Here is a 22,083-nt window from a genome sequence, read left to right as displayed (position 1 = left end):
CAGAATCGGGACCGACCAGGCCCCCATAACGAAGGGGCCGGCGATGTCCGATAAGTCTCCTCGACGAGCCATGAGCAAGAAATCCGGAAAGTCATTGAAGGAGAAGCGCGCCGACAAGAACGTCAAGGCAGCCCGCCGCGCCGCGGCCACCGATGCGCTACTTTGCACCGAAAAGAGCTAAGGTGCAACGTCTTTCCTTTGCACGGTAGCGGCGGCGCGGCCTGCTGCTTAGTTAAGCCAGCGACAACACGCCCGATCGTGGCAATGCCGTGCACGTGGCGGTCGCTTATTCCTTCTCATAGTCTGACTTGCTCAGCACCCGGTCCGCGCTGTGCACAATGCTGCGGTGGAACTTGTACTGCACGTTGACGAGCTGGCCGGCCAATTCGATGGCGGCGTCGACGATTTTCTTGCGCAAGGGTTCTACGGACTCAGGAAGAGCTTGATCGACAGTGTCACGGAACTTGCGCAAAGCCTTGCTTGCGGCCTCCTGTCCGGCCTTTGCCGAATCACGCACCTCATCGACCAATTCCAGCGCTCGAGGCGCCACCGTCTTCTTCTCAGCGCTTTGGGTCATAATCCCAATCTCCCCAATCTGTTTCGTTTTTCGCTCGCTATACCAACCCGACACTAACCGCCGCCGGCGGTCAGCCCATAGGGCCAATGGTCACAGACCTAACAGCCGATGGTCCGCGTGCTCAGGCCGTGCCCATAGCCCGTCGGGCGGTCTGGGAACGGCACCCGAAGAACGGCGCCGCGGTGGCCTTCAGCGCCGGATGGCGATGTCAGTAAGGGGCGCGCTTCGCGACGCCAGCTGTGATCGCTGCGATTGCTGTCTTGAGTCCGCGACGGCGCCCTGTCCCTAGGTCAATGCCGGCGAAACCTGGCCCCAAATCGGTAAACATCCGCTCGCTGCGGGTCTCCGGAGCGTCGTCGGCTGTGTCGCGCAAGTAGCGGTCCGGCAACGACAGTTTGGCAATGGTGCGCCACGCCTTGCCGTACTGCATCAGGAACGGACCCGTGGTGTAGGGGAGGTCGTATTTGTCGCAGACCTCGCGCACCCGCACCGAGATCTCGTGCAGCCGGTTGCTGGGCAGATCGGGGTAGAGGTGATGCTCGATCTGGTGGCATAGGTTGCCGCTCATGAACCGCAGCGCCGGCCCGGCATCAAAGTTGGCGCTGCCCAGCATCTGGCGCAGATACCATTGGCCCCGGGTTTCGCCGATCATGTCGGTCTTCGTGAATTTCTCTGCGCCATCGGGGAAATGCCCGCAGAAGATCACCGCGTTGGCCCACACGTTGCAGATCACGTTGGCCACCACATTGGCCTTCAGCGTCGATTTGTAGGTGGCGGCCGGCGCCAGCGCGGTGAGCGTAGGGAACGCGACGTAGTCCTTGAACACCTGCCTGCCGGCTTTGACTGAGAATTCACGTGTCCGCTGAAGAGTGAGGTCGCGCTCCGGGCCGGCCTTCAAGATCTTCTCGAAATCGACGGTCTGCAAGCCAATTCCCCACTCGAACCCAAGCGCGAGGATGGCGTTGAACAGCAGGTTGCCGAGGTTGAACGGCTCCCAGCGCTGGTCGCGTGTGACTCGCAGGATGTAATAGCCCACATCGTCATCCATGCCGAGGATGTTGGTGTACTTGTGGTGCTGAAAGTTGTGGGAGGAAATCCAGTGTTTTGACGCCGCGGTCATGTCCCACTCCCACGTCGTGGAATGAATCTCAGGATCGTTCATCCAATTCCACTGGCCGTGCATGACGTTGTGGCCGATCTCCATGTTCTCGATGATCTTGGCCAGACCCAAGGTCACCGTTCCCGCCCACCACGCCGAGCGTTTCGAGCCGCCGGCCAACATGAGCCGGCCGACTATCTCCAGGGCGCGTTGCGCGCCGATGGTGCGGCGGATGTAGCGCGCGTCGCGCGCGCCACGGGAATCCTCGATGTCCAGCCGGATCGCGTCCAGCTCAGCGGCCAGATTCTCGATGTCGGCGTCGGTCAGGTGAACGAAAGCCGGAACGTCGGTAATCGCCATCGTTTTGCTCTCTTTCGTCGAGCTTGTATGTCGGGTTCTCGGCGCTCATCGGCGACGAAGACCTCGGAACCAGCGCAGCCGCTGCGGCAAGCCACCCGGCCAGCGCCTCATCGACAGGCGAAGCCCGGCTACGTCGTTGATGCGCCAAAACTCCCGAATGCGGATTTCAGGCGCAGATGGTTACCGGTTCGTGTGGTGGTCCTCCGAGTTGCGGGCAAATGAGCGACATCCGCATGCTGTCCCGGAACGAAACGGGTGGACATTGGAATGTGCGGCGCGAGCAGACGCTCATCAAGTTTCCGCGGCGTACTACCAAACCTTGCTTCCCGACTGGCTGATGGACTCAGCACCAACAACGCTACGCCTCTTATAGAACCCGGGCTACTTGTCCCCGCCGAGTGCGGTGTATCGGCGATGGTGATTGGGCCCGCGTGGCAGTACGGGCCGGTCACCGCGCTCAGCAATTTCCGAGCGCCCTGCGGTACGGTTTGTCACGGTTGATTGCGCAGCCTCCGGAAGCGTCCGGCGGCGATCTGTTACGAGATCCCCGCCGTAACGTCACTGCACACCCGGTTAATTCGACGGTCAAAGGGTTGTTCTTCGGACTGCCCCCTGACGGAGTCCGGTGGTCAAGCTTTGGTCGCTATCCCCCGTCCGCGACATCGGCGCGCCCCGCAGGCTGATTGCCCGCAAGTATGTACCGTCAGTGTGTCTGAATGCTCGAGACCGCGCTTCGATCGGAGCGACGAAACATCTGTGGTGTGCGTGAGGAGGGCACGCACGCTCTGCCGCTGCAGTCATCGTCCACCTCATTACCCGGCGGACGGCACTCCCAGCGCGCCAGCATCAGAAGTGCCGGCGCACTCCGAATTTCGATGACAGTTTGGCGCCGCAACACCGACGCACGGCTTCATCCGGTCGCGCGGGTCCGCAGTTAGACACCGGCGCACGGCCGGACACCAACCGCTGCGCCGGAGCCAAAGGAATGGCCTTGAGTAGATTCACCGAAACCATGTATGACACCGCCCAGTCCAGTTCGAAGGGTCTGGTTACCGGGGAGCCGAATCGTCCCGTCCGACACACCTGGGGCGAGGTGCATGAGCGCGCCCGTCGGATCGCCGGTGGCCTGGCCGCCGCGGGCGTCGACCACGGCAATGCGGTCCCGGTGCTGGCAGGTGCTCCAGCCGAGATCGCGCCTGCCGGGCAGGGAATCTGGATGCGCGGCGCCAGCCTCACCATGCTCCAACAGCCCACACCACGCACCGATCTTGGACGCTGGGCCGAGGAAACCGCCGCCGTCATCAAGATGATCGGCGCCAAAACGGTCGTCATCTCGGACCCGTTCATGGCCGCGGCCCCACTTCTGGCCCAGCTGGGTACGCGAGTGCTGACAATCGAGCAGCTGCTCGGCAGCCGGCCGATCGATCCGGTCCGGACCGACGAAGACGACGTTGCGCTGCTGCAGTTGACGTCTGGTTCTACCGGGTCGCCCAAGGCCGTCCAGGTTTCGCACCGCAATGTCGTTTCCAACGCCGAAGCAATGTTCATCGGCGCAGAAGTCGACATCGATACCGACGTGATCGTGAGCTGGCTGCCACTGTTCCACGACATGGGTATGACCGGTTTCTTAACCGTGCCAATGTATTTCGGCGCAGAGCTAGTCAAGGTCACTCCGATGGACTTCCTGCGCGACACGTTGCTGTGGGCCAAGCTCATCGACAAGTACAAGGGCACGATGACCGCCGCGCCGAATTTCGCCTACACGCTGTTCGCCAAACGCCTTCGTAAGCTGGCCCAGCCTGGCCAATTCGACCTGTCCAGCCTGCGGTGGGCGCTGTCGGGCGCCGAACAAGTTGAACCGGCCGACGTCGAAGACTTTTGCGAAGCGGGCAAACCGTTCGGGTTACGTCCGGAGGCGATCCTGCCCGCGTACGGCATGGCCGAGACGACCGTGGCGGTGTCGTTCTCCGAGTGCGGCGCGGGCCTGATGATCGACGAGGTCGACGCCGACCTACTCGCCGTGCTCCACCGAGCCGTTCCGGCGGCCAAGGGCAAAACCCGGCGACTGACAACGCTTGGCCGCCCGCTGAAGGGGCTGGAAGCGCGCATCGTCGACGACGATGGCAACATCCTGTCCGCGCGGGGCGTCGGCGTCATTCAGGTGCGCGGCGAACCGGTGACGGCCGGTTACGTGACGATGGGCGGTTTCGTCGCGGCTCTAGACGACCAGGGTTGGTATGACACCGGCGATTTGGGCTACCTCACCGAGACCGGACACCTCGTCGTCTGCGGCCGCGTCAAGGACGTCATCATCATGGCCGGCCGCAACGTCTACCCCACCGACATCGAACGTGCCGCCGGGCGCGTTCCCGGGGTCCGGCCCGGCTGTGCCGTGGCGGTGCGCCTGGATGCCGGACGGTCGCGGGAGACGTTCGCTGTCGCGGTGGAGTCCAATAACTGGCAGGACCCGGCCGAGGTGCGCCGCATCGAGCATCAGGTGGCGCACGAGGTGGTCGCCGAGGTCGACGTCCGGCCTCGCAATGTGGTGGTGCTCGAGCCGGGAATGATCCCGAAGACGCCGTCGGGGAAGCTTCGACGGGTCCACACGCTGACCCTCGTCGGCTGACTCTCGGGACGCGGCGAAGAGTAAGTTTGTCGGCGGAGGCGATATTGACCGACTTCGACGCCCAGCCCGGTCGCAAAGCGCCGGCACAATCCGAACCCTCCCTCACCCAACGGGAAGCAGACGAGGCCGAATTGTATGCCGGGCTCCGCGGAGTGTCCGGGATTGTGGCCGGCGCCCAAGGAGTGATCGAACTTTTGCGGGACGTGGCGGAATTCGCAGCCCAGGCGGTTCCCGGCGCAGACGGTGTGGGTGTCGCATTGATCGACCCTCGATACGGCATCTCCAGCGTCCAGACCTGGGCGGCGACAGCAGTACTTGTCCACGAGATCGACACAGTTCAGTACGACGAACTGCACGAGGGGCCATGCATAACGTGCATGCAGTCGCGGCGCCCCGCAGTGAGCGGATCCCTGGGCAGTGACAGCCGTTGGCCGCACTTCGGCGGCCGGGTAGCCCGGATGCGCGTGCACTCCGCGCTAGCTGCGCTCCCGTTGATCGTTGGCGACCAGGTGATCGGGGCGATCAATGCCTATGCCAAAAACCGCGACACCTTCGGCGAGCACGCGGTGCGGTTGGGCTCCCAGTTCGCCAAACCCGCCGCAGTATCGGTGCACAACGCGCAGTTGCTAGCCAACGCCCAGGAACGGACGACGCGCTTGCAGCGCGCGTTGGACAGCCGCGCAGTGATCGATCAGGCGATCGGCATCATCCGTAGCAGGTCGGGCAGCACCGCTGAGGAGGCCTTCGGCCGGCTCGCCCATATCAGCCAGACCGAGAACATGAAGCTGAACGTCGCCGCCGAACGGCTGGTCGAAGAGGCCGTGCGACGCGCCCGCGCATGGCATCGCTGAACCCGTTATCGTGGCGGCGCGGCCGCGAGTTCGGTCAACTCTGCCAGCAGTATCGGGCGGGAATCCCGATCAGTCATCAATCTGCGGGCGACGTCGGTCAAGTGTCGGCCTTTGGCCTGCGCGTAGGTGCGCAACAGATGGAACGCCTCCTCCACGGACACACCCAGCATTTCCCGGAGGAAGCCCTTGGCCTGCTCGATGATGACGCGGCTGGTCAGTGCGGAGCGTAGTTGCGGCATGACGGTCGAGGGTGTGGGCGGGTGTTCCTACAGGATCGCGACGCATGCGATGTGAGTCAGGGTCTGGCCGACGAGCAGGTCGGCCTCGTTGAGCTCGCCCGGGCGAGTGCCGAACAAACCGAGCGCGCCCAACACGATGCCGGCAGCGCGCATCGGGACGGCGTGTACGGAGGCGAAGCCCGCCCCGATCGCGGCGGGAACAAACCGCGGCCACCGCCCTGCTAGCCGTTGGACGTCGGCGACCGAAACCGGTCGACCCGTGGCGTAGCAGTCCACGCATGGGCCTTCGTCGGCTTGCAGCTGGAAGAGCTCGAGTTCACGGGCCTGCTCTGAGGTGGCGGCCAGCAGCCGGAGCTGGTGCAGCGGGTCGCGGCGAGCAGAAATCCCGCGGCCTCGATGTCGAGCAGCTCAGCACATCGCTCGGCGAGATCGGTCAGCAGGTCGACGACGTCGAAGTCGCCGAGCAGGCTGTCGACGAGCGAGACGACGGCGTCCAGCACGCGGGTTTCACGAGGAGTGTCAGTCACAGAGCCTCCGTTCCGGACCGTTCCTGCCTATGCGAGCCCGCATCAGTCGGCCTCGAGCTTCAGTCGGCGCTCGAGGATGTCGCGGGCGACGTCGGTGGCGCTGCGGCCGGTGGCGTAAGCGTGAGCGCGCAGCCGGACAAGGGCCTCGGCCGGCTCAACCTCCAGCTGGGCGACGAGCATTCCGGTGGCCTGGCTGACCTCTGAGCGGCTCAGCGTGTTGAGTTCGGCCCAGGCATTGCTCGTGGGGTCAGCAACGGCTGCCTGCAGGTCGGCGTCCAGGAGGTCCAGGAGCGGGATGCCTGCAAGCTCCGCGACGGCGACCGCGCCGACCAAATCCTCGCCCGGCAGCGGGCCCGGCTGCGCACGGAACAGGTCGAGGGCGCCGACAAATTCGCCGGCCACGACGACCGGTATCGCATAAACGCTTCTGACACCGTAAGCCAGCATGGCGGGCCGGTAGGCGGTCCACCGACCCTCGTCGGGGTCGGCAAGGTCGACGACCAGAATAGGAATCCGCCGCGTGACAGAGTCCAGGCACGGTCCCTCGCCGAGCGTGAACTGCAATTCGTCGTACAGGCGCGCCGCCAGGCTGCTGGATCCCAGTGTGCCGCTGCTCGCGCCGTCGAAGACGAGCGAAATCGCCGCCGCGTCAACCTCGAGGAGGGCCACGCAAGCGTCGCACAGACAGTCGGTGGCTTCTATCCCGCGCCGGCCGTCGACGGCGGCGAGAAGCTGCTCGTGGATCGCCACATTTAACCGAACGCGATTCGGGCCGCCGCGGAAGCGCCCGGGGGTCTCGGCATTGGCATCCCTCCACCTTTCCTAGTTCGAGGGATTTGACGAGCGTACCGCTGCTACCAGAGGGCCGGTCGGCTACTCATGGCTCAGAGCACCTGCGATCGCGCCTGGGTTCGGTGATCGCCGGGACGATCCCCGGAAAGGGTCGACGCAGCCGACCTGCCACGACGATCCGAGAGGCATGAGTTTCGGAACATGCAGTAGAGCGGGTGCCGCTGTCGGAGATCCGTGAGGATGAGATGCTCCAAGATCCGAGGTCTGGCAACTCGATCAAAGTCACGCACATAGCCGACAGCACAAGAGCAATGATCAGAACCTGTGGATGAGCCTTGGCGAGGTGGCGTGAAAGTGGGCGCACCTTCCCGAGGATGATCTGAATGTCATAGGTCTGATCAAGAGCCGGCGTTGGCGCGCTGGTTCGGGAAGGTACGCCCTTGCTCACGGTAGTTCACGATGCGGGTTGCGCCAACGACAACGAGGTGGTTGTCGTCGCTCGTTGTTGGATGAGATCGTCCGCGATGGTGCCCAGCAGATGCTGGCCGCGGCGCTGAAGGCCGAGGTGGCCGCCTATGTGGAGCAGTTCGCCGACCAGCTCGACGACAACGGTCATCGCCTCGTGGTGCGTAACGGCTACCACCAGGCCCGCGAGGTGCTGATGGCCTGACCCCGATCGGTTGATCCATGGCTTATGAGAGTCTTGCAGCCCACGACGTGGGCAGGAAGGCTCGACAAGATCATGGCAGCGAGAAAGCGGCATAGCCCCGAACAGATTGTGCGCAAGTTGATGGCGGCCGATCGGCTGCTGGCTGAGGGAAAAGACACTGCGGCGGTGTGCCGCGAGCTGGGTGTCTCCGAAGCGACCTATCACCGGTGGCGTAACCAGTTCGGCGGGCTCAAGGCCGAGGACGTCAGGCGGCTTAAGGACCTCGAACGTGAGAATGCCACGCTCAAGCGGCTGTTGGCTGATGCCGAGTTGGAGAAAGTCGCGCTCAAGGAGATCGCGAAGGGAAACTTCTAGGCCCGGAACGCCAGCGGGCAGCCGTTCGTCACCTGCAGCGCGTGCTGGGGGTCAGCGAACGGTTCGCCTGCCGCGTCACCGGGCAACACCGCGCCACCCAACGCCACGAACCAGTTTCGGTCACGCCCGAGGATCCTGATGCGTCGCTGCGGGACTGGCTTCGCCAGTACGCCAAGGACCACCCACGACGTGGGTTCCGGCCTGCATATCACGACGCCCGCGCGGAAGGCTGGGCAATCAATCACAAAAAGGTGCAACGCCTTTGGCGCGAAGAAGGCCTCCGAGTGCCGCAGCGCCGACGGCGCAAACGCCACGGCAACTCCACCGTCGCTGACGTTCCTACCGCCGATGCGCCCAACCGGGTGTGGGCGACAGACTTCCAGTTCGACTCCACCACTGACGGCCGGCCGATCAAGATCGTCTCCATCGTCGACGAGCACACCCGCGAATGCCTCGGTGGGATGGTCGAGCGCGGTATCACCGGCGAGCACCTGATCGCCGAGCTCGACCGTCTGGCGGGCCAGCGCGGCACTTATCCAGCGGCGCTGCGCTGTGACAACGGCCCCGAATTAGCCTGCAGCGCAATGGCCGACTGGGCCGCCGGGCAGGTCGGGCTGCATTTCATCCCACCCGGCCAGCCGTGGCGGAACGGCTATGTCGAATCATTCAATTCCCGCATCCGCGACGAATGCTTGAACATCAACAGCTTCTGGTCACTGGCCCAGGCCCGGCTGGTCATCAGCGACTGGAAACACGAGTACAACCACCATCGCCGGCATTCGTCACTGGGCTACCAGCCCCCGGCCCGCTACGCTGCCACCTGTACCCACCAATGAACGACTCTTGTTCGCTGTGGACCAGTTCACGGGGTCCGGCCACTGACCGCGGCCGGCGCGGGTCGAGGTCACAGCACCGCGGGTCAACGACCGCCGTGTCGACCCCGATTCTGGTGAGCGGCAACGGTTCTCCTCGGTGATCCTGCCGGCCTGGGCGCGCAAGTCCCCGCAGATGAGCGAGGTCCTGCCGCTGCTGTACCTGCACGGCCTATCGACCAGTGACTTTGGGCCTGCCTTGGAGCAGTTCCTGGGCTCTGGTGCCGGTTTGTCAGCCACGACGATCACCCGGCTTACGACACAGTGGCAGGACGAAGCCAAGACCTTCGCCGGCCGGGATCTCTCCGGTACCGACTACGTCTACCTGTGGGTCGACGGCATCCACCTCAAGGTCCGCCTCGACCAGGAAAAGCTCTGCCTGTTGGTGATGATCGGGGTGCGTGCTGATGGCCGCAAGGAGCTCGTCGCCCTGAGCGATGGATATCGGGAGTCCACCGAATCGTGGGCCGATGTGCTGCGTGATTGCCGCCGGCGCGGGATGACCGCCCCGGTGCTCGCCGTCGGCGAGGGCGCCCTGGGTTCTGGAAAGCGGTGCGCGAGGTGTTCCCAGCTACGCGTGAGCAACGCTGCTGGTTTCACAAGCAGGCCAATGTTCTTGCCGCACTGCCGAAATCAGCGCATCCCGCGGCGGCGGCGATCAAGGATATCTACAACGCCGCCGACATCGATAAGGCGCAGGTCGCGATCAAAGCGTTCGAGGTCTCGACTACGGCGCCAAGTATCCCAAAGCGGTCGCCAAGATCGTCGACGACGCCGATGTGCTCCTGGAGTTCTACAAATACCCGGCCGAGCACTGGATTCATCTGCGCACCACCAACCCCATCGAATCGACGTTTGCCACTGTGCGGTTGCGGACAAAAGTCACCAAAGGGCCCGGCTCCCGTGCAGCAGGGATTGCCATGGCCTACAAGCTCATTGACGCCGCACAAGCCCGCTGGCGTGCCGTCAACGCACCACACCTGGTCGCCCTCGTCCGAGCCGGGGCGGTGTTCCACAAAGGAAAACTGCTCGAACGCCCGGAGGTCGCCTGAAACACCCCAATCCACAGGTATTGACAATTCCTCACCTGTGCGACGGACCGAACCAACGACATGGTGATCTCCGGTGGCGTAAACATCTATCCCGCCGAAATCGAGTCCGTGCTGTATGAGATGCCGGGGGTCCGGCGACTGCGCGGTCTTCGGCATCCCCGACGACAAGCATGGGGGAGGAAGGCGCCGAAACATAGATTTATTTAATCAATTCAGCCTCTAGACGACTTTGGGCGCCGTAGGTAACCTACATGCCATGTCGGGCTCACTTTGGTCGCGCATTGGCCAGCGGCCAGTCGATCCGATACCCGCTTGCGGTGACGGCCAGCGAGTTCAAACGATTGCCCGAACAGTGTTGCGACGCTTCCGAATTCCGCCATGCAATTGCGACTAAATCAGTACTCGATCACACAGGGTCCGCCGTTCCCTACCGTCGACCGCCGCTTGGCGGCTAACAAGGAGAAGTTGGACATGCAGTATCGGCCGCAGCGTCTGCCCGTCTTGGTGGCTGTAGCTATCGCTCTGTGGAGCATTCCCGTCGCACACGCGGATAACGACAACAACACCCTCATACCGAACAACAAGCGACTCAACGACGGTGTCGTCGCCAACGTCTTCACCGTGCAACATCAAGCTGGCTGCATTAACGACGTGAGAATCAGCCCCCAACTGCAAGCCGCTGCGCAGCGGCACACCCAGGATCTGCTGAACAACCGCGCCCTCGATGGTGATATCGGTTCGGACGGGTCCAGCCCGCAAGACCGCGCCAATGCGGCCGGTTTCCACGGACCGGTGGCAGAGACGGTGGCGATCAATCAGTCAATCGCGATCAGCGGCAACGACTTGATCAACCGGTGGTATCACAACCCCGACGATTTCAAGATCATGTCCAGCTGTGCGAACAGCCAGATGGGGGTGTGGTCGTTGAACAGTCCGGATCGCACCGTTGTGGTTGCGCTATACGGACAGCCACAAGGCGATCCCTCGGGACGGGGAGCAACACCACTAAATACCGACGGACAGAATATTCCGCTGGATCCCAGTCCCGACTATGACGCCAGCGACGAACTCGAGTTCGGTCTCAACTGGTTCCCGTGGATCCTCAGGGGGGTGTACCCGCCGCCGGGCACTCCTCCAGAGTAGAGTGGGATTCGTCCATCGTTGGCGAACCCGCATCAAAGGCCGCGCAGTCAACGTAGTTCGGCCAAAGATAGCTGGTCGCGTTAACAGGCGACTTTGATGGTGAAAGAGTCGGTTGACCTCAAGCTGGGGTTATCGGTGTTAAAGCCCTCGGCCCGTCCGCGGATCGTGTAGGTGTATCCGTGCAGGGTTACCTCGGCGGCGCCCTGGAGGTGTTCGGCGTAGCTGCCGGTGAACCCATCCAGATTGTTGATGTTGATCGTTTTGGCGGTCAGAGGACTCTCATTGGACACGAACATGCTGGTGCCTGCCGCAGTGTCACCGATAGTAACCGTAGCTAGCGATCCCATCGGTACGCACTTCACCGCGTGGGTCTCTGGAAGCACATGGTCGTTGATCGTTACCTGCGCGGTTCCCGGGAGCAATGTACCGGGCGGAGGTTCGGCCGCGCGAGACGGTGAGCATGCCCCGACACTGGCTGCCACCAAAACGATTGCGGACGCGTTGCGGAACCGCTTCTTCACGAGCGCACCTCATTTCATCTCGCTGTCTTCCCGACTCCGCATTGAGAGCAGCTCGACCCTCGGCGGCAGCTTACTCAGCACGGCGAGCGGCCAGCTAGGTAAAGCAACCGTATCCGACTTTGGTGTGGTCATGGTCGCCGGCTCGTCGTCTTAACGAGGACAGCAATGTTGAAGGGTTAGCCGCATACCGTGACTTGATATCACCGAGGGCTATCGCCGAGGGGTGAGCGAGGCGACGAGCAAGTTTCGCAGCACGCCCTCGTCACCACCGTCGTCGGGGTCGGCGGGTTCAGCGATGAGGCTGAAGTTGACGCGGACGATCCAGCGGGCGAGGGTGTCGGCCGGAACATCTCGGCGGATATCGCCGGCAGCGGCAGCAGCCTCGAGGCGCCTCACCAGCGCGTCAGCGAGTTTGGCTCGCCACAACTCAGAGCCTTCGGCGGCGTGATAGGCAGCGCCGACAGCTTGGTGGTCGTCGACTAGCGATCGCATGACCGGGGAGCCCCGGGCGATGTCGATGCCCCGCATGCATGCGGCGACGAGCTGAGTCAGAAAGGGTTCGTCAGTCTGCCAACATCGTTCGACGGCGTGCAGAGTAACGGTGAGCACTCGCATGAAGGAGGCCGCCAGCAGAGCGTCCTTGCTCGGAAAGTAGTAGTACACCGTTGACCGGTGCACGCCTGCGCGCCGGGCGATGTCGCCCATCCGGGTGTGCACGGGCCCCTTATCCGAGTAGCAGGAATCGGCCGCGGTCAGCAACCGTTCGCGCGCCTCATCATCTGCCGGCGAGTCCGCCCCGGCTGGCCTCGGGCGACGGCCTCTGGATTGGGCGGTCACACCAGCACACTACGACCTCGGTGGTGTGCCGGTGACCCATGCGAACGGCCCGGCCAGGGCTGGTTGTCAATGGCCATCTAGAAGTCCCCGCTGGCGGCCAGGAGAAGTCCCCGCTCCGTTGCGGGTGATTGGCTAATTCTTGGTGGCTTCCTTCTTGTGGTCGGCGTGGCGCATCGGGTAGGACTCGCCGGAGGTGACGACGATGCTGGCGTGGTGCAGCAGCCGATCGAGAATGCTGGCGGCGGTGGTGTGCTCGGGCAGGAATCGGCCCCATTGCTCGAAAGGCCAGTGCGAGGCGATAGCCAATGAGCGGCGCTCGTAGCCGGCGGCCACGAGTCGGAACAACAGTTGGGTGCCCGTGTCATCGAGGGGTGGGAAGCCGATCTCATCGAGGATGACGAGGTCGGCCCGCAGCAGGGTGTCGATGATCTTGCCGACGGTGTTGTCGGCAAGTCCGCGGTTAGAGCACCTCGATGAGATCGGCGGCGGTGAAGTAGCGGACCTTGAAACCCGCGTGCACGGCGGCGTGTCCGCAGCCGATGAGTAGATGGCTTTTCCCCGTTCCCGGCGGACCGACCACGGCTAGATTCTGTTGGGCCCGAACCCATTCCATACTCGACAGGTAGTCGAAAGTCGCCCGGGTGACCGAGGATCCCGATACGTCGAACCCGTCGAGGGTCTTGGTGACCGGGAACGCCGCGGCCTTGAGACGATTGGCGGTGTTAGAGGCGTCGCGGGCGGCGATGTCGGCCTCGACCAGCGTGCGCAGGATCTCTTCGGGAGTCCAGCGTTGGGTCTTAGCCACCTGCAAGACCTCGGCGGCGTTGCGGCGCACGGTGGCCAATTTCAACCGGCGCAACGCGACGTCGAGATCGGCGGCCAGCGGCGCCACCGATGCCGGTGCGGCTGTCTTCGCGGCGCCAGTGCCGGTAGCGGTCATGAGGCGGTCCCGTCGGTGGTGGTGCCGACGATCTTGTAGGCCTCCAGGGATCGGGTCTCGGCGGTGGGGAGATCCAGGACCAGGGCGTCGCCGGCGGGGCGGGGGTGCGGGGTTCCGGTGCCGGCGTCCAGGATGGAGCGCACGTCGGCGGCACGGAACCGACGAAATGCCACTGCCCGGCGGAGGGCGTCGACCAACGCCTGTTCACCGTGGGCAGCCCCGAGTCCGAGCAGGATGTCGATCTCGGCTTTCAACCGGGTGTTGCCGATCGCGGCAGCGCCGACGAGGAATTGCTCGGCTTCGGCGCCCAGAGCGCAGAACTGTTTCTCGGCTTGGGTTTTCGGCCTCGGTCCACGTGAGGGTGCCCGACGGGGTCCGTCGTAGTGCTCGTCGAGGATCGAGACTTCACCGGGGCTGACCAATTCGTGCTCGGCCACGATCACCCCGGTCGCCGGTTCCAGCAGGATCAGAGCGCCGTGATCAACGACGACCGCGACCGAGGTGCCCACCACGCGTGTGGGCACCGAATAGCGCGCTGAGCCGTACCTGATGCAGGACAGGGCATCGACTTTGCGGCGCACCGACCCGGCCCCGACCTGCAGCCGCAGCGACGGCAGGGCTTTCAACACGCGGCGTTCCTCACTCAGGCGTTGGTCGGGCACTGCGCAGATCTCTGAATGCACCGCGGCGTTGACCTCAGCACACCACGACGCGGCCTGCTCATTGAGCGCCCGCAGGTCCAGTGCTTGGCCAGCCACGGCGGCTTCGGTCAACAAGGGGATCGCGAGGTCGTTCTGCGCATAGCCGCACAGGTTCTCCACGATGCCCTTCGATTGCGGATCGGCTCCGTGGCAGAAGTCGGGGCTAAATCCATAGTGGGAGGCGAATCGCACGTAATCCGGAGTGGGGACAACGACATTGGCGACGACACCGCCTTTGAGGCAGCCCATCCGGTCAGCCAGGATCTTGGCCGGAACCCCACCGATCGCCTCGAGGGCTTCGGCGATCATCGCCATCGTGGTCGAGGCCTTCTCGTCGCGAGCGAAGCGCACAAACCGCCACCGCGAATACGCCAGCACCGCGCAGAACACCATCAACCCCGGTGCAGCTTCGGCCCAGTCCATCACCAGATAGTCACCCGGTGACCACACCGCCGGACGGCGTTGATGCCGGTTAGCGTTGCGCCACAATACTTTCTGCTCGGCCACCAGGCGGCGGAAGTTACGGGCCGAGCCCTGATACCCGGCAGCGCGGGCGATCGGCAGCATCCGCTTCGCCGACATCTTGCCGTGTGATTTCTCGACTCGGGTGGCGACCAGCTCGGTGAACGCGTCAACATTGCGTGGTCGTGGTTCCCGCGCCGGCGGCCCACCGGCCTCGGCTCGCTCGATAACCCGCTTGACCGTCTTATGTAGTACCGCACAGCTCGGCCGCGCCGCGATACGACCCGACCTGATGATACGCCGAAATGATGTTCATACGCTCCCTTGCAGACTTCAATAGAGCTCCCTGGGCGGTGATCAAGTGACAGTTGGCGCTATCACCGTCACCGCCCAGGCCCTCAGCTCCCGGAAAAGACACGAGCTCCCTGGGCGGTGATCAAGTGACAGTTGGCGCTATCACCGTCACCGCCCAGGCCCTCAGCTCCCGGAAAAGACACGACGAGCCCGCAAAGGAGTGGGGACTTCTACCTGGCCACCAGTGGAGACTTCCTACTGGCCACAGATGGGGACTTTCTCATGGCCATGGACAGCTGGTGACGGATTAGCTGCGCCGCGAGAGGTCGGCGGTGGACTCGCGGCGGCGCCGCCGCCGCCGGTTCCTGGCAGGCGACGCTCGCCGGCCTCGAGCGCCTGCCCGGGAATCCGGCGATGAGGGCAAGGCCGCATGCAGCTGAGCGAGGCTATACCCGGTCAGTTAACCGGGTAGCAACTGTCCGGCACCGCACCTGACTCACCGCGGCTCAGCAGTGCAGAGTCTGCTCGAGATTCTCCAGCAATGGCCTCCAAAAATGCGTTATGTCGGCGGCATCTGAATCTTGACCCCCTGGCGCAGGGTTGAAAATTGACCCCCTGGGGTGGTGGTTGGTGGATATTCCTCAGTGGTGCTGGCCGCGGGGGTGCGGCCGAGGTCACGGTCTTTGAGTCGGTAGCTGTCTCCTTTGAGGGTGATGACTTCGGCGTGGTGCACCAGCCGGTCGATCATGGCGGCGGCCACGACGTCGTCGCCGAATACTTCGCCCCAGCGGCCGAATGGTTTGTTGGAGGTGACGATGAGGCTGGCCCGTTCGTATCGCGATGAGACGAGTTGGAAGAACAGGTTGGCGGCTTCGGTGTCGAACAAGTCGACGCCTCTGTGTGTCAAGCCGCTTCTGCGATAGCCGTTGTTCTTCGGTGCTGATCAGCCCGCATGCGGCGATAGAGCTTGTTTGCTATCCGTCGTTTGAGGCACCGCATAGCCTCGTTGTGGGTGCGCCCGGCTGCGATCTGACGGCGGTAGTACTCGCCGCCGCCTTCGCGGTTGTGGCGGACTTGTTGCAGGGCGACTAAGTGTATGGCGCAGTTGAGTTGTCGGTTCCCGCTGCGTGATAGCCGGTGCCGGCTTCGTTCTCCGCTGGCGACTTCAATGGGCGCTACTCCTGCGTAGCTCGCGTAATGGTCTTGGGTGCTGAACCGGTCGATCGAGCCGGTATGGGCGATGATTCGTGCCGCGAGTATGGTTCCGACGCGCCGATTTCGGTCAGTGTTGTGCCGTGCTCGAGCAGCGCGATGTCGAGGCGGTTGTCGATGTCGCCGAGCTGGCGATCGATCCGCCGAATATCTGCGAGCAGGTCGTGAGCGAGAGCCTTGCGCTGCTCGACAACCGGCGTGTCGGGTCGAACGGTGCGTAGCAGCCGGGAGGCGGTCAGGGCTGTCAACTCGCCGAGGTGGCCGCCCGGGACCAGGTCACGGAGGAGGGCATGCAGTTGATTAGCCGTCCGGGTTCCGTTGTCCCGTCAAGTTTGCTCTTCGCTCATTGAGCATCGATACGACCTTGGACTTGTCCTCGACGAGGACCGGGTGCAGGTGTTCAGCGTCTTGTGCCGCGCGTGCTGCGGCCAAGGCGTCGATCTCGTCCGTCTTGCGACCGCGGCCTCGGCTGAGTTCTCGGACCCGCGCCGAGAGGAAAGCAGGAACATCGACCACGTTCTCACCGGCAGCGACGAGGAACTGTGCCAGGTGCCGCCCCAAGCCGTGGGCGCCCTCGATCGCCCACGTGCGATCAGGCAGACGTTGTCCCCATGCGAGAAGTTTCTGATAGTCACGTCGGGTTGCTTTGACGCGCAGACGTTCTGGACCCTCGTCCGGGTCGTGTCCGGAATCCGGTGTAAATAGGGAGCACGGGCGTAGGTTCCGCTTCACGACCTGCAAGTCTGCGAAGAAGGAGCAACGCCCGTGCCTGTTCGAGTATCGGCCACCGACCGTATCCGCATCAAGATCGACGCCTTGTTTGCCGAGGATCGGGAGCTGCCCGAGATCCTTGAAGAAGTCGCCTGCCTGGGAGCCCAGCTGTTGATGCAGGCGGCGCTGGAGGCGGAAGTCACCGAGTTCCTCGGCCGCCAACGCTACCAACGCGCCGCGGCCTGTCCGGACGCTAACGAGGGCTCACGCAACGGGTATCGGCCGGTGACGGTCAAAACCACCACCGGGCCGGTCAGGTTGGAGCGGCCAAAGTTGCGCGGCACCACCGCAGCATTCGCGTCGCGGTTGTTCGGTAAGCACGTGACGAAAACCAACGCCCTGGAGACACTGGTGATCGCGGCGTTCGTGCGCGGACTGTCCGTGCGGGATGTCGAGGCCACCCTTGCCGAAGCGCTCGGCGATCAGGCCGCGATCTCCAAGTCGACGGTCTCGGAAGTCTGCAAGGCGATCCGAGCCGAGTATCAGGCGTGGGCGCGCCGCCGACTCGATGAGATCGTGCTGGACTATCTGTTTTTGGACGCCTCGTTCTTTCGGTGCATCCCGGGTCGCCGGCCGAGCCGGTGTTGGCGGCCTGGGGCATCACCACCGAGGGCAAACCCGTGTTCGTCGGGTTGTCACCGGGGACCGGCGAGTCCACTGATGCGTGGTCCGATTTCCTGACCGATCTGCGCGAACGCGGCCTTGGAACCCCGCTGCTGGTCGTCTCTGACGGCGCCAAGGGCTTGATCGCGGCCATCGAACAAATCTACCCAGAAGCGTTGCGCCAGAGATGTCTTATTCATCGACTCCGAAACGTGCTCGCCAAGATTCCCACCGGGATGCAAGCCGAGGTCCGCGACGGCTACTGGGCAATTTTCGACACCACCGACCTGGGCATCGAACCGGGGCCTCGGCTCGTTGAGATCATCGACACGCGGATCGAGGCGTTCGCCGCCAAATATTGCGACCTCTACCCAGCGGCTATGCGGATCGTACTCACCGACAAAGCAGGGCTGACGGCCTATCTGCGGTTCCCGGTCGAACACCATGGGCGCGTTCGACATTCGAATCTTATTGAGCGCTCCTTCGGGGAGACCAAGCGACGGACCAAGGTCATTGGCCGATTCCCCGGCGAGACCAGCGCCATCAGCCTGGTGTGGGCCGTACTGGATCGCGCCTCAGCCGGTTGGCGCGGTCTGACCATGACCCCGGCCGGCACCCGATTGCTGCAAGATCTACGCCGATCACTGCTTGACCCACCCCGTGAACTGCGGCCGCCGCCGGCCACCATGAGTGCCGACACCGACCAAGCCGATCCCATCTCAGCCACCGCGTAGCGACCTCGGGTCGCCACGCCGGTACGCCCCCCAGGCAGGAGAACAGTTGTTACCGTTGGTCTTGAGCGATGGCGGTGACCAGGTCGATCGGCGGGATGTAGCCGGTGATGCTGTTGATGGTGCGGTGCAGGCCGTGGTGGAGTGCGTTGACGTCGCAGCGGGCCAGTCCGCCGGTGGTAGCGATGAGGTGTTCGGTGGTGAACGCTAAATCGTTGAGGGTGCCCAAGATGCGGCGGTCGGCGGTCTTGGCCACAGCCACCTGGCAGGGATCGAGTTCGCCGAGCGTATCGACGGGCAGGTGTTCGGCTTGCAGCGCGGCCTGAATCGCCGCCACGACGGGCGGGCCGATCGGGCGCAGCCCGGCGGCGGTGACGTTCGGCATGAACACCGAGAACAAGGTGCCGGCGTGGGTCACCAGCAGGCATTTCCGTCGGTCGATCCAGACCAGGTGGGCATACCAGTCGGTCGCGCAGGCTTCGCCGATGGCCGGCTCAGACACCCCCAGCAGCGCCAACACCTTGGCGGTGCATCGCAACATCACGAGTCATGATCGTAGGCAAAGCCACCGACGATCGGGACGCAAGAACGCCGTGGCTTGGCGCCGGTACAGTGTGGCGACGTGTTGGTCGCTGATCTGGGTCACTTCCTCGACATGCCGCACGACGCTTCGGGTCCCGCGCGGCGCCTCGCGCAGCACTTGGGCGACATTGTCCGGGCGGGCACCGCCGGCGAGGTCGGTGACCCGTGGGTGTCGGCATTGCCGTGTCGACGCCGACCGGCCCACAAGCCCTGCCCCGGGCGGATGACCATCGCCATCGTGGGGGCCGAGGCGTCGACGCCCATCCGATGGTGGTGCACCGTCTGCGACGACGAGGGGGTGATCAGCAACTGGGCAGGCTCCCCCTACGACCTGCGCCGCCGCCGGCTCAGCGTTGCCAGCAACGTCGACGAGGTCATCGTCAGCGACAAGACCGCCGCCGCGCTGCGCGAGCTGGTGTTGCTCGACCCCGACTGTGAGCGACTGGTATTTCGCATGCGCGCCCACCCCGACGGCGCTGTCTTGCTGGCCAGTGCAGACGACCTCGAGGAACTGATCGGATTCGTGGCCGCCGAAGCCAACCACGAACCCAACCGGCGCCGCCAGCACCGCCTCGACGCCGCGTTTAACGCGCTGACCGAAGCCCAAACCCACGACGGCTGAAAATCTCTCGGCCTCACAATTGTCGGCCCGGCCCCGATAAAGCATCCGGAGCGGGACCGCGCCTCGTTACCCATAACACCATCAGGGGCCAGCTACGGGGTGGTGTCACTGCCGCCCGATTTCCCCCGCCCGTATGCTGACGACGAAGCCCGAACCGGCCCGTGCTTTTACACCAAGCTTCGGACGCGACCCTCGTCCGTCAGCGCGCAGGCTTCGTGAACGGACTTGTGTGGATCGATGCCAATGATGGTCACGGTGCTCCCTGACTCGAATGTGAGTGAAAGACCGCGGTGGGCAATCCGACTTAAAGTGACGTTCGCAGGCCTCTGTTGAGCCACGCGGCGGATGCCGGTAGCCGGGCACGCCCTTTCCGAGCCAACCCTTAGGCGGCAGATGTAGCCCGAGCCAAGCCACCAACACCCTGGGCACCATAGGTCTCGAGAACCTCAGCACCTACGACATATTCAACAAGTCGGATGTAGCCGACTTCGTCGATGACGATCAACGGGTAGCGCCCAAGTCGGGTCAGTTCGGCGTGGATGCGTCCGGCCTGGTGTGCTTCGGCCAGCCGGGCCACCCATTCGGCGGCCGTCGTGAACAGCACACGGTGCCCGGCCTGGCAGGCCCGCATCGCCAGGCCGATCGCCAAGTGGGTTTTGCCGGTGCCGGGTGGTCCGAGGAACACGACGTTGTCGCGGACGGTGACGAAGTCCAGCGTCCCCAGGTGGGCGATGGTGTCGCGCTTGAGTCCGCGGGCGTGGTCGAAGTCGAATTCCTCCAGCGACTTTCGAGCTGGGAACCGGGCCGCCCGGATACGGCCCTCCCCGCCGTGGGACTCGCGGGCAGAGACTTCACGCTGCAGGCAGGCGGCCAGGTATTCCTCATGGGTCCAGTTCTCCGCGCGAGCCCGCTCGGCCAGCCGAGCCACCGATTCGCGCAGAGTGGGAGCTTTGAGGGCCCGGGTCAGATACGTCAGCTCAGCGGTCACATCACGGCTCGCGTTGGCTTTCGCGGCGGCCATCAGGCGGCACCGCCGTCCAGATCAACACCCAACGCGGCGTCATAGTCGCCGAGGTCGCGTACCGGCACCTCCGAGACGGCCGGTGGCCGATTCACATGGATTCGGCTGCGGCGCAACACTTTGGCCGCCTCCACGTGGGCCGGGTCAGAGACCGTCTGATGCACGGCCCAGACCCTCTCGTGGTCGGCCACGCGCTGCCCGTCGCAGAACGCCTGCACCCGATCAAGGTCGGCACGCACCAGCACATGGCGCCCCACCGCCCCCGGATGAACCGAGTAGTCATTGGAATCCAAGCGCACGTAGTGGTCGCGGGGCAGCCGCAATGAGGAGGACCACCCCGTCGCGGGGGCCACCGGGGGCAGGGCCAACATGGCGGCCCGATCGGCGGCAATGCGATCGGTCGGGGCGCACCCCAGTGCCCGTTTGGTGCGGGTGTTGGCCACCGCCAGCCAGTCGGCCAGCTGGGCGTTGAAATCGGTCGGCGAGGCAAAGGTGCGGCCGGGAAGAAATGAGCGCTCCAGATAATCGTGGCAGCGCTCAATGAGTCCCTTGGCCTCCGGATCGCCCGGCCGGCAGATGATCACTTTGGCGGCCAGCACCCCGCGTGGAAGGCCTGGCATTCCTTGGTCAGCTCGGGTTGCCCGGCGCGCCAGCGCCCGACAGCACCCTCACCGTCCCACACCAAAGCCCGCGGCACCGCTCCCACCGTGGCGATCGGCTGCCACCACCCGGCGAACAGGTCCTCGGCCCGGCGTGTGGGGATCAACAGCGCCAACAGCCAGCGCGAATAGCCGCAGATCATGGTCAGCACCGGCAATCGGGTCGCCGTACGGGTCTGCCCGAACCCGACCGGTACCTCAATGTCGGGGAACCAGAAATCGCACTGAGCGATCTCGCCGGCCGCATACACCGTGCGCGAGGCCGGATCCGGCGGCAGATACAGCGGGCGCAGCTCGGCCACCCGCGCCGAAAGGACCCGAATCGAACGGGTCCAGCCAATCCGCTCCGCGATCACCGTCGCTGGCATCCGCGGATACGCCTGCAACAGCTCCCGGATCCGCGGTTCGACCTCATCAACGATCGAACCCCGCTGCGGTCGTTCATACTTCGGCGGCCCATCAGAGGCCAGCGCCGCCTTCACCGTGTTCTTCGAAATCCCCAGCACTCGGGCGATCACCTTGATCGGCAACCCCTCCGCCCGATACAGCCGCCGAATCTCAGCCCAATCTTCCACAGACAACATTCCCTTCTGGTCCTCCTGGCTCGACTAGAGCCAGGCCACCGGACCAGGGGGTCAAAATTCACCTGCCGGGCCGGGGCCAGTTTTCACGTGCCGCTGACATTAACGATACAAACCGATATATAGATAACTATTTAGCTTTACCCATCACTTCGATCGGCCGCTTTTGTGCGCTGGCTCACCGTCCTCCGCGCGACAGAGTATTCCTCAGGCCTGAGGCCGCTTAGTCGTAATCAGCAATTAATTCTCACGGCTGCGGGAGGCGGTGGCGATCGATGGTGGTATGCCCCGCATGACCAGGTTTGGCGCACTAGGAGGAGTAAAGCTCGCGCTGACGCTAGAAAGTTCGTAGCCCACCATTGTGCGTAAGCGCAGCTCAGGGCC

General features: G+C 64.2%; 15 protein-coding genes and 10 pseudogenes. 11 read left to right on the top strand and 14 right to left on the bottom strand.

Annotated elements, in window-relative coordinates; all coding sequences use genetic code 11:
- Positions 1-43: 43 nt before the first annotated feature.
- Positions 44-181, top strand: a complete 138-nt coding sequence (locus H7I87_RS21585; RefSeq protein ID WP_167380315.1) for a hypothetical protein — start codon at positions 44-46, stop codon at positions 179-181.
- A 105-nt stretch (positions 182-286) separates the two neighbouring features.
- On the opposite strand, the gene H7I87_RS21580 is transcribed toward H7I87_RS21585, so the two are convergent.
- Both H7I87_RS21580 and H7I87_RS21575 read right to left on the bottom strand, forming a co-directional pair.
- Entirely contained in the window at positions 287-577 is a 291-nt protein-coding gene (locus tag H7I87_RS21580) for a hypothetical protein (protein WP_023864317.1), read from the bottom strand.
- A gap of 208 nt (positions 578-785) precedes the next feature.
- Positions 786-2,036 carry a fatty acid desaturase family protein gene (locus H7I87_RS21575; protein WP_033726919.1) on the bottom strand — a complete coding sequence of 417 codons (1,251 nt, stop codon included), beginning with the start codon at positions 2,034-2,036 and terminating at the stop codon, positions 786-788.
- A gap of 991 nt (positions 2,037-3,027) precedes the next feature.
- Between H7I87_RS21575 and H7I87_RS21570 the strand changes: the two genes are divergently transcribed.
- On the top strand, positions 3,028-4,662 hold the full coding sequence (locus H7I87_RS21570) for a fatty acyl-AMP ligase (protein ID WP_031344984.1): 1,635 nt from the start codon (positions 3,028-3,030) through the stop codon (positions 4,660-4,662).
- 44 nt (positions 4,663-4,706) lie between these two features.
- Complete coding sequence (locus H7I87_RS21565; protein ID WP_033726941.1) at positions 4,707-5,513, top strand: GAF and ANTAR domain-containing protein; 807 nt, start codon at positions 4,707-4,709, stop codon at positions 5,511-5,513.
- Positions 5,514-5,518: 5 nt separating this feature from the next.
- Here the strand turns inward: H7I87_RS21565 and H7I87_RS21560 are convergent.
- Together H7I87_RS21560 and H7I87_RS21555 are read right to left on the bottom strand one after the other, a co-directional pair.
- Positions 5,519-6,279 (bottom strand): annotated as a pseudogene (locus H7I87_RS21560) (GAF and ANTAR domain-containing protein).
- Positions 6,280-6,321: 42 nt separating this feature from the next.
- Positions 6,322-7,029, bottom strand: coding sequence for a GAF and ANTAR domain-containing protein (locus H7I87_RS21555; RefSeq protein WP_023862301.1), 708 nt, complete (start codon positions 7,027-7,029; stop codon positions 6,322-6,324).
- 482 nt (positions 7,030-7,511) lie between these two features.
- Here H7I87_RS21555 and H7I87_RS21550 point away from each other — a divergent pair.
- From H7I87_RS21550 to H7I87_RS21535, 5 genes and pseudogenes are all read left to right on the top strand, one after another.
- A pseudogene (locus H7I87_RS21550) lies at positions 7,512-7,738 on the top strand (IS256 family transposase); the annotation flags it as partial.
- Positions 7,739-7,813: 75 nt separating this feature from the next.
- Positions 7,814-8,931 (top strand): IS3 family transposase gene (locus tag H7I87_RS21545; protein WP_264002873.1). Its coding sequence is split into 2 segments (ribosomal slippage): positions 7,814-8,081 and positions 8,081-8,931, totalling 1,119 coding nucleotides; the frame shifts between segments, so codons are not numbered across the junction.
- Positions 8,932-8,967: 36 nt separating this feature from the next.
- Positions 8,968-10,019: pseudogene (locus H7I87_RS21540) on the top strand (IS256 family transposase); the annotation flags it as partial.
- Between the two features lie 45 nt (positions 10,020-10,064).
- Positions 10,065-10,194 (top strand): annotated as a pseudogene (locus tag H7I87_RS29255) (AMP-binding enzyme); the annotation flags it as partial.
- A 296-nt stretch (positions 10,195-10,490) separates the two neighbouring features.
- Positions 10,491-11,162 carry a CAP domain-containing protein gene (locus H7I87_RS21535; RefSeq protein WP_023862404.1) on the top strand — a complete coding sequence of 224 codons (672 nt, stop codon included), beginning with the start codon at positions 10,491-10,493 and terminating at the stop codon, positions 11,160-11,162.
- 80 nt (positions 11,163-11,242) lie between these two features.
- Here the strand turns inward: H7I87_RS21535 and H7I87_RS21530 are convergent, their stop codons facing one another.
- The 6 genes and pseudogenes from H7I87_RS21530 to H7I87_RS29250 form a co-directional block, all read right to left on the bottom strand.
- Complete coding sequence (locus tag H7I87_RS21530; RefSeq protein ID WP_224173274.1) at positions 11,243-11,683, bottom strand: lipoprotein LpqH; 441 nt, start codon at positions 11,681-11,683, stop codon at positions 11,243-11,245.
- A 210-nt stretch (positions 11,684-11,893) separates the two neighbouring features.
- On the bottom strand, positions 11,894-12,442 hold the full coding sequence (locus H7I87_RS21525; RefSeq protein ID WP_080683601.1) for a TetR/AcrR family transcriptional regulator: 549 nt from the start codon (positions 12,440-12,442) through the stop codon (positions 11,894-11,896).
- Positions 12,443-12,652: 210 nt separating this feature from the next.
- Positions 12,653-13,460: pseudogene (gene istB / locus H7I87_RS21520) on the bottom strand (IS21-like element helper ATPase IstB).
- Positions 13,457-14,960, bottom strand: a pseudogene (gene istA, locus H7I87_RS21515) (IS21 family transposase). The pseudogenes istB and istA (H7I87_RS21515) overlap by 4 nt, the downstream one beginning before the upstream one ends.
- A gap of 594 nt (positions 14,961-15,554) precedes the next feature.
- Positions 15,555-15,800 (bottom strand): annotated as a pseudogene (locus H7I87_RS21510) (ATP-binding protein); the annotation flags it as partial.
- Between the two features lie 20 nt (positions 15,801-15,820).
- Positions 15,821-16,177 carry a transposase gene (locus tag H7I87_RS29250; RefSeq protein ID WP_080683602.1) on the bottom strand — a complete coding sequence of 119 codons (357 nt, stop codon included), beginning with the start codon at positions 16,175-16,177 and terminating at the stop codon, positions 15,821-15,823.
- A gap of 35 nt (positions 16,178-16,212) precedes the next feature.
- Between H7I87_RS29250 and H7I87_RS21505 the strand changes: the two genes are divergently transcribed.
- Positions 16,213-16,350 (top strand): hypothetical protein, encoded by a 138-nt coding sequence (locus tag H7I87_RS21505; protein WP_023862337.1) that lies wholly within the window; start codon positions 16,213-16,215, stop codon positions 16,348-16,350.
- Positions 16,351-16,429: 79 nt separating this feature from the next.
- Here H7I87_RS21505 and H7I87_RS21500 read toward each other — a convergent pair whose 3' ends face one another.
- The gene (locus H7I87_RS21500; protein WP_167380273.1) at positions 16,430-16,861 is read right to left on the bottom strand and encodes an IS110 family transposase; all 432 of its coding nucleotides are present in this window, start codon (positions 16,859-16,861) and stop codon (positions 16,430-16,432) included.
- A gap of 33 nt (positions 16,862-16,894) precedes the next feature.
- Here H7I87_RS21500 and H7I87_RS29335 point away from each other — a divergent pair.
- A pseudogene (locus H7I87_RS29335) lies at positions 16,895-18,237 on the top strand (IS256 family transposase).
- Positions 18,238-18,286: 49 nt separating this feature from the next.
- Here H7I87_RS29335 and H7I87_RS21485 read toward each other — a convergent pair.
- Positions 18,287-18,775, bottom strand: coding sequence for a DUF6933 domain-containing protein (locus H7I87_RS21485; protein ID WP_023862333.1), 489 nt, complete (start codon positions 18,773-18,775; stop codon positions 18,287-18,289).
- An 81-nt stretch (positions 18,776-18,856) separates the two neighbouring features.
- Between H7I87_RS21485 and H7I87_RS21480 the strand changes: the two genes are divergently transcribed.
- Positions 18,857-19,438: a hypothetical protein gene (locus tag H7I87_RS21480; RefSeq protein ID WP_023862332.1), complete on the top strand. Its 582-nt coding sequence runs from the start codon at positions 18,857-18,859 to the stop codon at positions 19,436-19,438.
- Between the two features lie 475 nt (positions 19,439-19,913).
- Here the strand turns inward: H7I87_RS21480 and H7I87_RS21475 are convergent.
- Together H7I87_RS21475 and istA (H7I87_RS21470) are read right to left on the bottom strand one after the other, a co-directional pair.
- Positions 19,914-20,459, bottom strand: a pseudogene (locus tag H7I87_RS21475) (ATP-binding protein); the annotation flags it as partial.
- Positions 20,459-21,702, bottom strand: a pseudogene (gene istA / locus H7I87_RS21470) (IS21 family transposase). The pseudogenes istA (H7I87_RS21470) and H7I87_RS21475, both read right to left, overlap by 1 nt.
- Positions 21,703-22,083 lie beyond the last annotated feature (381 nt).

This window comes from Mycobacterium timonense (assembly GCF_025821985.1).
In the GTDB taxonomy this organism is placed as follows: domain Bacteria; phylum Actinomycetota; class Actinomycetes; order Mycobacteriales; family Mycobacteriaceae; genus Mycobacterium; species Mycobacterium avium.
Note: the sequence above shows the minus strand (reverse complement) of the source record. Positions and strands in the feature narration are given on the sequence as shown.